The organism is Streptomyces sp. NPDC058335 (genome assembly GCF_042723915.1).
Taxonomy (GTDB): domain Bacteria; phylum Actinomycetota; class Actinomycetes; order Streptomycetales; family Streptomycetaceae; genus Streptomyces.
The window spans coordinates 38,593-52,896 of record NZ_JBHXHX010000013.1; the positions used below are offsets into that span (position 1 = coordinate 38,593).

The window sequence follows — 14,304 nt, forward strand, 5'->3', positions numbered from 1 at the left end:
TGTGTGGCGTACGTGGAGGGCGTGGCGCGCCGCCCGCCGTGATCGCGACGACGGGCGGCGCGCCCGCGGAACCCCACGCCCGGCGCGGGATTCCTGAGGCAGCGGGTGCCGGGTTACTTGACGATGACGCCGATCTTCGGGGCCTGCTCGTTCTTGTACTCGGCCGGGCCGAAGTTCTCCTGGACCGCCTTGTCCCACGAGCCGTCGCTGACCATCTTCTCCAGCGCGGCGTTGATCTTGTCGACGGTGGCCTTGTCACCCTTCTTGACACCGACGCCGTAGTTCTCGTTCGAGAGCTTCTCGCCCACGAGCTTGAACTGGCCCTTGTACTTGTCCTGCGCGGCGAAGCCCGCGAGGATCGAGTCGTCGGTGGTCACCGCGTCCACGGCGCCGCTCTGAAGGGCGGCGATGCACTCCGAGTAACCACCCAGCTGCTTCAGGTTGGCCTTCGGGGCGATCTTGTCCACGACGTTCTGCGCCGAGGTCGAGCCGGTCACCGAACACAGGTTCTCGCCGTTGAGGTCCGCACCCTTGGAGATGTCGGAGTCCTTCTTCACCAGCAGGTCCTGGTGGGCCAGCAGGTACGGGCCGGCGAAGTCGACCTTCTTGGCACGCTCGTCGTTGATCGAGTAAGTGGCCGCGATGAACTTGACGTCGCCGCGGGCGAGCGCGTTCTCCCGGTCGGCGCTCTTGGTCTCGACGAACGTGATCTGGTTCGGCTCGTAGCCGAGCTCCTTGGCCACGTACGTCGCCACGTCCACGTCGAAGCCGGAGAAGGAACCGTCGGGCTCCTTCAGGCCGAGACCCGGCTGGTCGTACTTGATGCCGATCTTGATCTTGTCGCCGCCGCCGCTGGAGCCGCTGCTCGTGTCGTCCTTGTCGTCGGAACCGCACGCGGTGGCGGCGAGGGCGAGGGCGAGGACGGCGGCCGAGGCGGCGGAGGCCTTGCGAAGCTTCATGATCAACTTCCTTTGGGTGATGCCTTCGAAGACGAAGGAGACGTGCGAGCCGTCGTAAGGCGGGTGACGCTGGTCGCGGGCGCGCGGGGCGCCGTCAGTGATGCAGGATCTTGGACAGGAAGTCCTTGGCCCGGTCGCTGCGCGGATTGCTGAAGAACTGATCTGGCGCAGCCTGTTCGACGATGCGGCCGTCGGCCATGAACACCACGCGGTTTGCAGCCGATCGTGCGAATCCCATCTCGTGGGTGACGACGATCATGGTCATGCCGTCCCGGGCGAGCTGCTGCATGACCTCCAGCACCTCGTTGATCATCTCCGGGTCCAGGGCGGAGGTCGGCTCGTCGAAGAGCATCACCTTGGGGTTCATGGCCAGGGCACGCGCGATGGCTACGCGCTGCTGCTGGCCGCCGGAGAGCTGTGCGGGGTACTTGTCGGCCTGGCTGGCCACGCCGACGCGGTCCAGCAGTTCGCGCGCGTTGTCCTCGGCCTTCTTCTTGTCCGCCTTGCGGACCTTGATCTGGCCCAGCATCACGTTCTGCAGCACGGTCTTGTGCGCGAACAGATTGAAGGACTGGAAGACCATGCCGACGTCGGCGCGCAGCCGCGCCAGCTCCTTGCCCTCCTGGGGCAGCGGCTTCCCGTCGATCGTGATCGTGCCCGCGTCGATCGTCTCCAGGCGGTTGATGGTGCGGCACAGCGTGGACTTACCGGACCCGGAGGGTCCGATGACCACGACGACCTCACCGCGCTCGATGGTCAGATCGATGTCCTGGAGAACGTGCAACGCGCCGAAATGCTTGTTGACGCTCTTCAGGACGACCAGTTCTCCGGGCGCGGCCGCGTCTTCCTTGGCCACCGATACTTCGGTCATCGCTCTCGGGCTCCGTCCTCCTCGGTTTCGGAGGACAGTAGTAACCACTGCGACCAGCGTCATTACATCTGAGGGGAATCTGAGGATCACGATCCGATAGCAATCGGACACCTGTCGTAGCACTTACGACCTGGGACCGTATCGGGCGGATAACGGAAGCCCCGCGCAACCGGAACCCACTTGACGGCGTCCTCGTCCATCAGCGTGACTGCCATGGTGCACGCGCGCGTGCACCGCCCTTTTCGTCCACCGAAACCGTACGCCTAGGTCGTACGACTTTGTACAGAACCAGATGGTACGCCCGATGAACCGGAGGAGGCCGGGTTGAGACTGCTGCTCGTCGAGGACGACAACCATGTCGCCGCCGCGCTGTCCGCGGTCCTGAAGCGGCACGGTTTCGACGTCACCCACGCGCGCAGCGGCGAGGAGGCGCTCCAGGCGCTCGTCCCGGAGGGTCCCGGCTTCGGGGTCGTCCTGCTCGACCTGGGCCTGCCCGACCAGGACGGCTACGAGGTCTGCGGCAAGATCCGCAAGCGCACCGCCACCCCCGTCATCATGGTGACGGCCCGCGCCGACGTGCGCTCCCGCATCCACGGCCTCAACCTGGGCGCCGACGACTACGTCGTGAAGCCGTACGACACCGGTGAGCTGCTCGCCCGTATCCACGCCGTCAGCCGGCGCACCGTGCCCGAGGACGCCGCCGCGGCCGGTGAGAACGAGCTGCTGCTCGGGCCCGTGCACATCGAACTGCCCACCCGGCGCGTCACCGTGGACGGCACCGTCGTCCAGCTGACCCGCAAGGAGTTCGACCTCCTGGCGCTGCTCGCCCAGCGGCCGGGCGTGGTCTTCCGGCGGGAGCAGATCATCAGCGAGGTGTGGCGCACCAGCTGGGAGGGGACCGGGCGCACCCTGGAGGTGCACGTCGCCTCCCTGCGCGCCAAGCTGCGCATGCCGGCCCTGATCGAGACCGTGCGCGGGGTCGGCTACCGGCTCGTCGCCCCGGCCTAGCGGGGATCGTTGCGCACACGTCTTCTGCCGCTGCTCATCGTCCTGATGGCGGCCGTGCTGCTGGCCCTGGGTGTGCCGCTGGCGGTCAGCGTGGCCGGCGCCGAGCAACAGGACGTGGTCGTCGACCGCATCGACGACACGGCACGCTTCGCCGCCCTCGCCCAGTTCGTCACCGTCCCGGCCGGCGACTCCGGCCCGGTGGCCACGACCAACGACGAGCGGCGCGAAACACTCATCCGTGAACTGGTCAACTACTACGACGTCTACGGCATTCGTGCCGGTGTCTTCTACGGCAGCGACACCCCCATGGCTCATGCGCCGAGGGACTGGTACCTCCCCGAAAAGGGCGAGGTGCGGGAAGCATTCGAGGAGGCGCTGCTGAGCCGTCGCAGCCACGACCCCCAGCAGGTGTGGCCCTGGCAGCGCAACCGGCTCGTGGTGGCGTCGCCGGTGATCCGGGACGGCGACGTCGTCGCGGTCGTCGTCACCGACTCGCCCACCGGGGCCATGCGCTCACGCATTCTGTACGGCTGGCTGGTCATCGGCGCGGGCGAGAGCGCGGCGATGCTGCTCGCCATCGGAGCGGCCCTGCGTCTGACCGGCTGGGTGCTCAGGCCCGTACGCGTCCTGGACGCGACCACCCACGACATCGCCACCGGCCGCCTGAAGTCCCGGGTCGCGGTCGCGAGCGGTCCGCCGGAACTCCGGCGGCTGGCCCGGTCGTTCAACGAGATGGCGGACAACGTCGAGGACGTGCTGGAACAGCAGCGCGCCTTCGTCGCCGACGCCTCGCACCAACTGCGCAACCCGCTCGCGGCGCTGCTGCTGCGCATCGAACTGCTCGCCTACGAACTCCCGGAGGGCAATGAGGAGATCGCGTCCGTGCAGAACGAGGGCAAGCGCCTCGCCCAGGTCCTGGACGACCTGCTCGACCTGGCCCTGGCCGAGCACACCGAGGCCGACCTGCGGGTCACCGACATCGGTGCGCTGACCGCGGAGCGCGTCGCCGCCTGGGCGCCCACCGCCGAGGCCAAAGGCGTCCGCCTGATCGGAGACTGCCCGCCCACCACGGCCTGGGCGGACCCGGTCACGCTCTCCAGCGCCCTGGACGCGGTGATCGACAACGCGGTCAAGTTCACGCCGGAGGGCGAGAGCGTCGAGGTGACGGTCGCCGTCGACGGCGAGACCTCGACCGTCGTCGTCACCGACCACGGCCCCGGCCTGACCGACGAGGAACTCGTGCGCGTGGGCGACCGTTTCTGGCGCAGCGGCCGACACCAGAACATCAAGGGCTCCGGCCTGGGCCTGTCCATCTCCCGCGCCCTGCTCGCGGCCGGCGGCGGCGCGATCTCGTACGGCCATCACGAGCCCACCGGCCTGAAGGTCACGGTGTCCGTGCCGAGGTCGAGGCCCGTGGCCTGAGACCGGTTCCCGCGCGGCCCGGTCGACCGGCGGTGGTGCCGGTCCCCGTTACGGCTTGACGGAGCGGTAGTAGCGCCGGGCGCCCTCGTGCAGCGGGAGCGGGTCGGTGTAGATGGCCGTGCGCAGGTCGACCAGCTGGGCGGAGTGGACGTGCCGCCCGATGTTGTCGCGGCTCTTGATCACGGTCCGGGTCAGCCACTCGGTGAGCCGGGGGTCCACGTCCGTGCGCGTCATCAGCAGGTTGGACACCGCGATCGTCGGCACGGTGGAGCCGTTCTGGATGGTCGGGTAGGCGGACTCGGGCATGTTGGTGGCCCGGTAGTAGCCCGTGGCGTCGTCCTGCTGGTGCATCTTGGCCACCAGGGCGGCGTCGATCGGCACGAACCGGAAGGTGAAGCCGTCGGCCAGCTTCTCCAGACCGGCCGTCGGCACCCCGCCGGACCAGAAGAACGCGTCGATCTTCCCTTGCTTCAGCCGCTCGGGGCCGGTGTCGATGCCCTCCGAGACCGCCGTGACGTCCTTCGCCGGATCCACGCCCGCCGCCTTCAGGACCCGCTCGGCGATCAGCCGCACCCCCGAGCGGGGCAGCCCGGTCGCGACGGTCCGCCCCTTGAGATCCGCCACGGAGCGCACCTCCGAGTCGCGCGGCACGACCAGCTGCACGTAGTCGTCGTACAGCCGGGCGACCCCGCGCAGCCGGGCGGCGGTGCCGGGGTGCTCCCTCTCGTACGTCTCCACCGCGTCGGCCGCGGCGATGGTGAAGTCGGCCTGGCCGGTCGCCACGCGCGCGACGTTCTCCTGGGAGCCGTTGCTGGCGGTCAGGTTCACGTCCAGGTCGGGCATGTCCTCCGCCAGCGCGGTCCGCAGCCGGCTGCCGTACTCGTAGTAGACGCCGCTCGTGGTGCCCGTGCTGAAGGTGATCCTGCCGCTCGGCGGATCCTCGCCCAGGGGCGGCAGCCACCACAGCAGCAGCCCGAGGACGACGACAGCGGCCCCCGCGCCCTGGAGGGCCCGGCGCCTGCCGATGGGAGGGAACACCTTGGACATGCGCGCGATCCTGCCAGGTGGGGCGGCGAGCTGGCCAGGGCGGGCCGGACGGGGGCGGTGGCGGACGGGGCTGTCAGTGGCCGTCGTTACAGTCGGTGCATGAGTTCTTCGCCCGCCGACCTGGTCCGTCAGTTCCACCTCACCTTCGGTCTCGACGCCCGCAGTACGCCGACGGAGGTGTCGCCCGGACTCGCCGCACACCGGGGTGAACTGCTCGCCGAGGAGGCGGCCGAAGTGGCCGAGGTGGCGGTGAGCGGCCCCCTGGACCGCCTCGCGCACGAACTGGCCGACGTGGTCTATGTCGCGTACGGCACGGCTCTGGTGCACGGGATCGACCTCGACGCGGTGATAGCCGAGATCCACCGTTCCAACATGACCAAGCTGGGTCCCGATGGGCAGGTCGCCCGCCGTGCGGACGGCAAGGTCCTCAAGGGCGCGCACTACGAGGCACCGGACGTGGCGGCGGTGCTGCGCCGCCAGGGATGGGTCCCCGGCGGCGCGGCCTGACCGTCGCGCCTGACCGTGGCAGTCGGCGTTACCGGGTGTCGCTGCCCGCGAGCGGTCACTCGCGTCCCGTCCCTCAGTCGCCCACCGGCGTCTCCGTGCGTGCCTCGGGTGCCCGCTCCTCCACCGGGTGCCGGCGTGCCTCGCGGAGGCGGGTCCAGCGGCCGGCCAGGGGTTCCGTGTAACGGGCGGTGAGCGGTCCCAGGACCACCAGGATCAGGACGTACGCCGTCGCCAGTGGGCCCAGGGACGGCTCGATGCCGGCGGTGACCGCCAGCCCCGCGATGACGATCGAGAACTCCCCGCGGGCCACCAGCGCACCGCCCGCGCGCCAGCGGCCCTTGACCGAGATCCCGGCGCGGCGCGCCGCCCAGTAGCCGGTCGCGATCTTGGTGCCGGCGGTCACCACGGCGAGTGCGAGGGCGGGCACCAGCACCGGAGGAATGCTGGCCGGATCGGTGTGCAGCCCGAAGAACACGAAGAAGACGGCCGCGAACAGATCCCGCAGCGGACTCAGCAGCGTGTGCGCGCCCTCGGCCACCTCACCGGACAGCGCGATACCGACCAGGAACGCGCCGACCGCCGCCGACACCTGGAGTTGCTGCGCCACACCGGCGACCAGGATCGTCAGCCCCAGGACCACGAGGAGCAGCTTCTCCGGGTCGTCGCTCGACACGAACCGGGAAAGGACCCGGCCGTAGCGCAGCGCCACGAAGAGGACGAGTCCCGCGGCGCCCAGCGCCACCGCCAGGGTCACACTGCCGGCCGCCAGCCCGACGCCGGCCACCAAGGCGGTGACGATCGGCAGGTAGACCGCCATCGCCAGGTCCTCCAGCACCAGGACGCTCAGGATCACCGGCGTCTCCCGGTTGCCGACCCGGCCCAGGTCGCCCAGCACCTTGGCGATCACTCCGGACGAGGAGATCCAGGTGACGCCCGCCAGCACCACGGCCGCCACCGGGCCCCAGCCCAGCAGCAGCGCGGCGGCCGCGCCCGGCAGCGCGTTGAGCGTGAAGTCCACGAGGCCGGACGGATAGTGGGCCTTGAGGTTGGAGACCAGATCGCTCGCCGTGTACTCCAGGCCGAGCATCAGCAGCAGCAGGATGACGCCGATCTCGGCGCCGATGGCCACGAACTCCTCGCTCGCGCCGAGTGGGAGCAGCCCTCCCTCGCCGAAGGCCAGACCGGCGAGCAGGTAGAGGGGGATCGGCGAGAACTGGAAGCGGGCGGCGAACCGGCCGAGCAGGCCGAGCCCGAGGATGATGGAACCGAACTCGATCAGCAGGACCGCGGAGGAGTGCACCGGCTCACTCCCGACCGAGTATCGCCGCGGCCGCGTCCACGCCCTCGCGGGTGCCGATCACGATGAGGGTGTCCCCGCCCGCCAGCCGGAAGTCCGGCGCCGGCGAGGGGATCGCCTCGGCCCGCCGCAGCACCGCCACGATCGACGCGCCGGTCTCCGTGCGCATCCGGGTCTCGCCCAGCAGCCGCCCGTTCCAGTGGGAGGTCGCGGCCACCTCGATGCGCTCGGCGACCAGCCCGAGGTCGGTCGTGTACAGCAGGCTCGCGCTGTGGTGTGACGGCTTCAGGGCGTCGATCAGCGAGCCCGCCTCGGCGCCCGACAGCCGCAGCGACTGGGCGCAGGAGTCCGGGTCGTCGGCCCGGTACACGCTCACCGTCCGGGTTCCGTCGCGGTGGGCCACCACGGACAGGTGGCGCTGCTCCCGTGTCACGAGGTCGTACTGGACGCCGATGCCTGGCAGCGGTGTCGTCCGAAGGCGTGGAGCGGACACGGTTTCTTCCCCTTGCGGTCGTGGGCGTTGATCATCGGTACCGGTACCGGTACGGGCCCCTGGGCCGGCGTCGGTGCCGGATGCGGGCGGCGGTCCTCGGTGCCGAACCGGTCCTCGGGACCGTCGATCACCAGTGTGCCGACCCGCCATGCTGCCATCCCCCCGTACGGTGGCGACATGGGTGTCGTCACGGATGGACAGGGCCCGCGCGGGGCGGAGAAGCTGGTCCGGGCGGTGCCGTGGTCCGGGACGGACGGGGCGGGTACGGCCTCGCCGTCGCAAGGCAACCGGTCGGTGGGAAGCGAGGGAGGAGGAGTCGCGCGCGTGTCGTTGTTCTGGCGGATCTTCGCCCTCAACGCCGTCGGCCTGGTCGTGGCCGCCGCGCTGCTCCTGGGTCCGGTCACCGTCTCCACCCCCGTTCGGCCGGCCGAGGCGTTCGTCATCGTGGTGGGGCTGGTGTCGCTGCTGAGTGTCAACGCCGTCGTGCTGCGCGTCGGCCTGGCCCCGCTCGGGCGGCTCGCCCGAGCCATGACCGACGCCGACCTGCTGCACCCCGGAGCCCGTGCCGTCGTCTCCGGTCCGGTGGAGACGGCCGAGCTGATCCGGACGTACAACTCCATGCTCGACCGGCTGGAGGCCGAGCGTGCGACCAGCGCCGCCCGCGCCCTGTCCGCCCAGGAACGCGAACGCCACCGCATCGCCCGCGAACTGCACGACGAGGTCGGCCAGACCCTCACCGCCGTACTCCTCCAGCTCAAGCGCGTCGCCGACCGGGCCCCCGACGGCCTCCGCGGCGAGGTGGGCCAGGCGCAGGAGGCCACCCGCGCCGGCCTGGACGAGATCCGCCGTATCGCGCGCCGTCTGCGCCCCGGCGTCCTGGACGAACTCGGCCTGGTCAGCGCGCTGCGTTCGCTCGCCGCCGAGTTCACCACCCACGGGCTGACGGTCCGCCCCGACGTACGACCCGGGCTGCCCGCACTGACCGAGGAGACCGAACTGGTGCTCTACCGGGTGGCTCAGGAAGCCCTCACCAACACCGCCCGGCACTCCGGCGCCGACCGCGCCGAACTCCGCCTCCGCCCGGTCGCCGACGGCGTCGAACTCCTCGTACGCGACAACGGCCGGGGCCCCGGCCCGACGGCGGGGGAGGGCGCCGGCGTCCTGGGCATGCGGGAACGAGCCCTGCTGATCGGCGCGACGTTCACGTTCGGCCCCGGCCTCGGCGGCGGGACGGCCGTCCGCCTGCGGACCGCGGCGCCCGCCGCCCTTCCGCCTCCCGGCGGCGACCTGCGGTGACGGTCGTACGCCCGTCTCGGCGCGGGGCTCCGCCGATCACGCACCACGCCCGCCCCAGCGTCCCCGGAGGCCGCCGATGACCGAGTCCGCACCGACCCGTGTGCTCCTCGCCGACGACCACACCCTCGTGCGCCGCGGAGTACGGCTCATCCTGGACGGTGAACCCGACCTGACGGTCGTGGCGGAGGCGGGCGACGGGGCCGAGGCGGTCGAGCGGGCCCGCGCGGGGGACATCGACCTGGCGGTCCTCGACGTGGCCATGCCCCGGATGACCGGCCTCCAGGCGGCCCGCGAACTCTCCCGCCGACTGCCCGCCCTGCGGATCCTCATCCTCACCATGTACGACAACGAGCAGTACTTCTTCGAGGCCCTCAAGGCCGGTGCGGGCGGGTACGTCCTGAAGTCCGTCGCCGACCGCGACCTCGTCGAGGCGTGCCGGGCGGCCGTGCGCGACGAGCCGTTCATCTATCCGGGAGCGGAGCGGGCGCTCGTGCGGTCTTACCTCGAACGGCTGCACCGCGGTGCCGACGTGGACGGGCTGCCCGACCGGCCCATCACCGAGCGCGAGGAGGAGATCCTCAAGCTCGTCGCCGAGGGACACACCTCCAAGGAGATCGGCACGCTCCTCTTCATCAGCGCCAAGACCGTCGAACGGCACCGCGCCAACCTGCTCCAGAAGCTCGGCATGCGCGACCGCCTCGAACTCACGCGCTACGCCATCCGGGCCGGCCTGATCGACCCCTGACCCCGCCTCCCGGTCCCGTCCGGTGCGTCCACGCGCGCTCACGCGCCCGCGTGGACGTACGCCGCCCAGACGTGCGGGCGTTCCGGGATCCGCTCGCGCAGGGCCCGGACGCTGTGGTGCAGGGCGAGGGCGGGGCCGTGCCCCGACCCGCCCGCGGCACGGCGGTAGAAGTCGCGGGTGACGTGGTCCGCGTGCGTGCTGTCGATCTCCCACAGCGTGCCGACGGCGGTCGGGAAACCGGCGAGCAGGAAGGCACTGGTGATGTGGATCGCCTCGTCGCTCAGCCGCTCGGAGGTACGGGCCGTACCGCACGCCGCGAGGAAGGCGAGGCGCGCCGTACCCGGCCGCGCGCGGCAGATGTCCAGCACCGGCAGCGACTCGCCGCTCGGCAGGTGCAGCAGGGCACCGGACGGCGCCGCGGGGTCGGTCGCCGCGTGGCAGCCGAAGTGCGCCCAGGCCGCGCCGCCCAGGCCCGCCAGGACGGCCTCCCGGGTCGCGGCGGCACCGATCAGCGGCTCACCCGCCCCCAGCAGCCCGGCCGCGTAGCGGGTCGCCGCCGCGACACCGGGCAGTTCCTCCTCGGGTGCGGCGACCAGCAGCGCACCGCCGTCGCCGGCCAGGTTGCGCCGTTCCCCCCGGGCACGCGCGTAGGCGAGCGTCTCGAAACCGGGCACGTACGACGACACCACGGCGTCGAGGGCGGCGCCGCAGCCTTCCAGGTCGCAGTCGGGCCGGGTGCACTGGGCCGCGTGCAGCGGCAGGGCGTGGAAGGCGCCCGTGGGGACCCACCAGATCCGCGGCCACGGCCCGCCCTCGGGCACGGGCTCGGCGGCACCGACATGCTCCAGGACGGGCCGCACGATCCGGTGCCAGGCCCAGGACAGCGTCCGGCGGACCTCCGCCCCGGCGCCGACCAGCTCGGCCGGGGAACTCCTCGACGCGCCCCGCGCGTTGATGACATCGACGGCCTCCCGCAGCCGCCGGGCCGCCCCGGCCACCTCCTCCGCCTCCGGTTCCAGGGTCAGGGCGGTGATCGACCGTTCCGTCACCACCACGGCGTGGCACAGCTGCCGCGCGTGGTTGAGCACCACCACCGGGCCGTCCGCCGCGAGGGCGCGCAACTGCTCCGCGGCCAGCGGGCGCAGGAAGTCGTCGAAGCCGGGCCGGTCGCGGACGCGGTCGACCAGCTCGTCGAGGGCCCGTGAGGTACGCAGCTTGTCGAGGCGGTCCCGCTCGGCGTCCCCGGGGGCCACCGGCTCGTGCTCGGCGGCGAGCAGATCGGTCAGCCGCTCGAACTCGTCCGCCAGCTCCGGATGGGCCGCCCGCAGTTCGCCGAGGTCGGCCCGCGCCTCCATCCGCCGGGACAGCAGCAGGCCCCTGCCGCGCTCCAGCAGCTCGGTGGCACGGTCGACGTCGGGGCCGGCCACGGCGCGCCGTTCCGCGGAGGGCTCCGGCAGCGCCTCCGGCAGGCGGCCGTCGCGTTCCACCGCGGCGACGATCTCCTTCAGCCTCTCCATGTGCTCCCGGAGCCGGGCGGAGCCGTCACGGACCAGGACCGCCGCCAGGATCAGCTCGACGATGCTCCGGATGTCCCCCTCGAACTGGGTCAGACCGTGCTCGGCGGACTCCTGGTCGCTGCCCCGGTCGGTGATGCCGGGCAGCACTCCCACGGCCGCTTCGAGATGGGAGAGGGCAAGGTCGATCCGGGGCTCGGGCCTGCCCAGCGCGCCCGCCGCGGCCCCGATCTCGCCGTGCGCCCGGAACAGGACCGGAATCCTCGGGTCACGTATCGAGGCGGGGTCGTCGACACCGGCGAGGCGGTTGCGCAGCGGCGCCATCAGCGCCTCGAAGGCGCCCGACAGGGGTGTCGCGGCCGGCGTCTCGGTGGGCGTCTGTTCGGAGGTGACCGGGGGCAGCCGGCCGCCGCCGGTGACGCCGATGGCCGTCATGGCGACGAAGGGGCGCATCGAGTCGGCCCAGCCCGCGGGCGCCTCCGGCTCGACGGCGTCCACCAGATGGGCCGCCTCGGCGAGGAGGCTCCGCGCGCGCTCCGGTTCCGTGTCCCGCAGGGCGAGGGCGCGCATGCTCAGCACGCGCATCAGCGTCATCGCGGTGAAGACCCGGGTCCGGGGGTCGGCGGCCGCTTCGTGCCTCCGGCGGCACTGGTCGACCAGGTCGTCGGTGATGTCCTTCTTCGGGCCGCCGCCCGGCCCGACCGTCTCCAGCAGGTCGAGATAGACGTCGCTCATCATGTCGAGCCCCGGGATGCCGGTCTGCGGCGTGCCGTTCCCCGGCGTCCCGGTCCGGCCCTTGCCGCCGTCGAGGGTCCGCATTCGCCGGGCGATCTCGCGGGCCCGGTCGAGCTGGCCCGGATCCTGACCGAAGAGGTAGAGCTGGAGGGCGTTGTGGAGTTCGGTGTGGGCCGCCGTTAGGGCCTGGGTCGGGTCGGTCGCGGGCACGTGCGGTACTGCGTCCGGGGAGGTGGCGTGCGCCCCCGTCGCTCCCGATGCGCCCGCCGTCGCCGCCGTCGCCGACCCCGGCATCGTCGCGAGGAGCACGGCCGCCTCGCGCGCGGCCTCCGTGTCCATCCGGGTGGCCGACACGGCCGTGAGCGCCTGGGCGAGCACCGCGTCGATGCTCGGGGGCAGGTCCGAGGCGTGCTCGCGGGCGTACCGCAGAAGCGGCACGGCCTCTTCCAGAGGGACGGGATCGCCCAGGTGGGCGGCCTGTGAGGACAGCGCGCTGCCGAGCGCCGCGGACAGGTTGGCCCGCTGCTCGATGTCGTCCTCGTCGAGCCCGTCGAGGAGTTCCCGAATGACGGCGATGTCGGAGTCCAGGTTCTCGGGGTCGTCGAGGCTGACGTCGGCCATGCGGGCCAGCTGGGACACCATGCGGGCCAGCTCGGGGTCGGCCCGGTCGTCGGGTTCGCCGGTGAGGACGGTCGACGCGGCGACGGCGAGCGCGGCCTCGTGGGCGCCCTTGCGGAGCAGGACGGGCAGCACCTGCCCGTCCGGGGGAGCGGTGGCCGTCACCTCCTCGGCCAGCGCGCGGGCGTCCGCGTCGAGCCGGTCGGCCGCCTGGGCGGAGCCGGACCTCCGCAGCTCCTCGGCCCGCAGCGCGGTGAGGGCGGCCAGTACGGCCACGCACGCGTACCGCTGCGGCGTGTCGGCGGGAACTCCGGCCAGCGCGGCTCGGTACCGGGCGATCTGCTCGTCCGAGACGCCGTCGGAGATGCCGTCCGAGAGGCCTGCCGAGGTGCCGTTCGAGTTGCCGTCGGCGAGCGACGACATGATGCCGAGGGTCTCCAGGGTGATGTCCGGGGCCTCGCCCCGCCGCGCGGAACCGTCCCTGAGCCGGTCGAGCAGCGGACCCAGTGACGCCCCGATGTCGTCCTCGCCACCCGCCCGCGAGCCGTCTTGATCGGCCGTCAGCCGTCGCAGGGCCCGGAGCAGTTCGAGGCGCTCCTGGTCGGCGTCGCTCAGGGTGGCCGCGTCGACGGCGTCGAGAACGTCCACCGCCTCGCGCGCGGCCGCGTCGTCGTCCCGCTCCTCGGCGAAGGAGGCGAGCGCCTCGCTCAGGGCCACCGTGGCGGCCAGGTGGGCCGGATGACCGGCCGGGGTGTGGCCGAGGGCCGCGCGCAGCCGTCGTACTGCGCAGGCGATGCGGCCCGCGTCGTGCTCCTGCGCCCCGGCCTCGGCGACCGCCGCCCCGATCTGGAGGTCCAGCTGGCCCGGCCAGGCGGGGGGCTGGGCGTGCAGCGCGCGCAGGAAGCGCAGGCCCTCCGCGCCCTCCGGGTCGAGCGTGTCGTCGGGGACCGCCGCCACCAGACGTTCGACCTCGGCGAGCGAGGGCTCACCGAGCAGCCGGGACGCGTCCACGACCGTCCTCAGGGCGAGGGCGGCCGCGTCGGCCGTGGCCGGGCCGAGGACGTCGGGGCCGAGGCCGGGCAGCCGCTCGCACACCGTCCGCCCGTGCCGGGCCGCGGCGGCGAGCGCGTCCGGCTCCGCGTCCGTCCGGAACCGGAACAGCTCGACGTCGAGTGCGTGCAGCGTCAGCTCCACGAAGCCCTCGTGCTCCTCGGGCAACAGGCTCCGGGCCGTCTCCGACCAGGCCAACGCGCGCTCCAGGGCGGCCCGCCGGTCGGAGTCGGACACGTCGGGGTTCTGGAGCAGCTCGCCGTGGGCCGAGCTGACGAGATAGGCGAACCGCGCGTCCAGGGCCGGATCGGCCGCGTCGTACGCCTCCTCCAGGACCGGCGGGAACTGCACGCCTTCCGGGGCGCGCGGCCGGAGGAATCCGAAGGAACTGACGGCGATCGTCATGTTCTGCTGGATGTCCGGATCGTCGGGTCCCAGGTGCCGGAACCAGAACGTCCAGAAGACCGCGGCGACCGCGTCGAGGTCGACGGCCCCCTCCGGTGAGGGCGCGGCCGCCCGCAGCAGCGAGAGGGCGTCGGCGACCGCCTCCGGCGCGCGCAGGGGCGCGGGGTCACGGCTGTTCTGGGCCGCCAGCAGACGGGCCACGACGTGCTCATGAAGTTCCGTCATTCCCCCTATGGTGCTTTGATTCCACGTCAGAAGAGAGAGTTTCCGGGTCATTGAGGGGGCGCAGTGGGGCACGGGGCGAAGGCACAGAGGCTGTACGAGGATGCCGTCGCGT

General features: G+C 72.3%; 11 protein-coding genes. 5 read left to right on the forward strand and 6 right to left on the reverse strand.

Annotation, left to right across the window (positions count from 1 at the left end; translation table 11 throughout):
• Window positions 1–113 precede the first annotated feature (113 nt).
• Together ACFWJX_RS25035 and ACFWJX_RS25040 are read right to left on the reverse strand one after the other, a co-directional pair.
• A complete protein-coding gene (locus ACFWJX_RS25035) occupies window positions 114–959 on the reverse strand; it encodes a glutamate ABC transporter substrate-binding protein (protein ID WP_383247192.1) in 846 nt (281 codons plus the stop codon).
• A gap of 94 nt (window positions 960–1,053) precedes the next feature.
• Window positions 1,054–1,830 carry an amino acid ABC transporter ATP-binding protein gene (locus ACFWJX_RS25040; RefSeq protein WP_383247195.1) on the reverse strand — a complete coding sequence of 259 codons (777 nt, stop codon included), beginning with the start codon at window positions 1,828–1,830 and terminating at the stop codon, window positions 1,054–1,056.
• A gap of 324 nt (window positions 1,831–2,154) precedes the next feature.
• On the opposite strand from ACFWJX_RS25040, the gene ACFWJX_RS25045 reads away from it, so the two are divergent.
• Entirely contained in the window at window positions 2,155–2,838 is a 684-nt protein-coding gene (locus ACFWJX_RS25045; RefSeq protein WP_383247198.1) for a response regulator transcription factor, read from the forward strand.
• Between the two features lie 9 nt (window positions 2,839–2,847).
• Window positions 2,848–4,260: an ATP-binding protein gene (locus ACFWJX_RS25050; protein WP_383247201.1), complete on the forward strand. Its 1,413-nt coding sequence runs from the start codon at window positions 2,848–2,850 to the stop codon at window positions 4,258–4,260.
• A gap of 48 nt (window positions 4,261–4,308) precedes the next feature.
• On the opposite strand, the gene ACFWJX_RS25055 is transcribed toward ACFWJX_RS25050, so the two are convergent.
• Entirely contained in the window at window positions 4,309–5,307 is a 999-nt protein-coding gene (locus tag ACFWJX_RS25055; protein WP_383247204.1) for a TAXI family TRAP transporter solute-binding subunit, read from the reverse strand.
• A gap of 99 nt (window positions 5,308–5,406) precedes the next feature.
• Between ACFWJX_RS25055 and ACFWJX_RS25060 the strand changes: the two genes are divergently transcribed.
• Window positions 5,407–5,814 (forward strand): MazG nucleotide pyrophosphohydrolase domain-containing protein, encoded by a 408-nt coding sequence (locus ACFWJX_RS25060; RefSeq protein WP_383247207.1) that lies wholly within the window; start codon window positions 5,407–5,409, stop codon window positions 5,812–5,814.
• 73 nt (window positions 5,815–5,887) lie between these two features.
• Here ACFWJX_RS25060 and ACFWJX_RS25065 read toward each other — a convergent pair whose 3' ends face one another.
• Both ACFWJX_RS25065 and ACFWJX_RS25070 read right to left on the reverse strand, forming a co-directional pair.
• Window positions 5,888–7,114, reverse strand: a complete 1,227-nt coding sequence (locus ACFWJX_RS25065; RefSeq protein WP_383247210.1) for a cation:proton antiporter — start codon at window positions 7,112–7,114, stop codon at window positions 5,888–5,890.
• Window positions 7,115–7,118: 4 nt separating this feature from the next.
• Window positions 7,119–7,604 (reverse strand): cation:proton antiporter regulatory subunit, encoded by a 486-nt coding sequence (locus ACFWJX_RS25070; RefSeq protein ID WP_383247213.1) that lies wholly within the window; start codon window positions 7,602–7,604, stop codon window positions 7,119–7,121.
• 324 nt (window positions 7,605–7,928) lie between these two features.
• Here ACFWJX_RS25070 and ACFWJX_RS25075 point away from each other — a divergent pair, with 324 nt between their 5' ends.
• The gene (locus tag ACFWJX_RS25075; RefSeq protein ID WP_383247215.1) at window positions 7,929–8,900 is read left to right on the forward strand and encodes a histidine kinase; all 972 of its coding nucleotides are present in this window, start codon (window positions 7,929–7,931) and stop codon (window positions 8,898–8,900) included.
• Window positions 8,901–8,976: 76 nt separating this feature from the next.
• A complete protein-coding gene (locus ACFWJX_RS25080) occupies window positions 8,977–9,645 on the forward strand; it encodes a response regulator (protein ID WP_383247218.1) in 669 nt (222 codons plus the stop codon).
• A gap of 38 nt (window positions 9,646–9,683) precedes the next feature.
• On the opposite strand, the gene ACFWJX_RS25085 is transcribed toward ACFWJX_RS25080, so the two are convergent.
• Window positions 9,684–14,192, reverse strand: a complete 4,509-nt coding sequence (locus ACFWJX_RS25085) for a CHAT domain-containing protein (protein WP_383247221.1) — start codon at window positions 14,190–14,192, stop codon at window positions 9,684–9,686.
• Window positions 14,193–14,304 lie beyond the last annotated feature (112 nt).

Bases quoted from the DNA above. Each gene is read 5' to 3' on its own strand.
- ACFWJX_RS25035 (WP_383247192.1), bottom strand. From the start codon at position 959: ATGAAGCTTCGCAAGGCCTCCGCCGCCTCGGCCGCCGTCCTCGCCCTC.
- ACFWJX_RS25040 (WP_383247195.1), bottom strand. From the start codon at position 1,830: ATGACCGAAGTATCGGTGGCCAAGGAAGACGCGGCCGCGCCCGGAGAA.
- ACFWJX_RS25055 (WP_383247204.1), bottom strand. From the start codon at position 5,307: ATGTCCAAGGTGTTCCCTCCCATCGGCAGGCGCCGGGCCCTCCAGGGC.
- ACFWJX_RS25060 (WP_383247207.1), top strand. From the start codon at position 5,407: ATGAGTTCTTCGCCCGCCGACCTGGTCCGTCAGTTCCACCTCACCTTC.
- ACFWJX_RS25080 (WP_383247218.1), top strand. From the start codon at position 8,977: ATGACCGAGTCCGCACCGACCCGTGTGCTCCTCGCCGACGACCACACC.
- ACFWJX_RS25085 (WP_383247221.1), bottom strand. From the start codon at position 14,192: ATGACGGAACTTCATGAGCACGTCGTGGCCCGTCTGCTGGCGGCCCAG.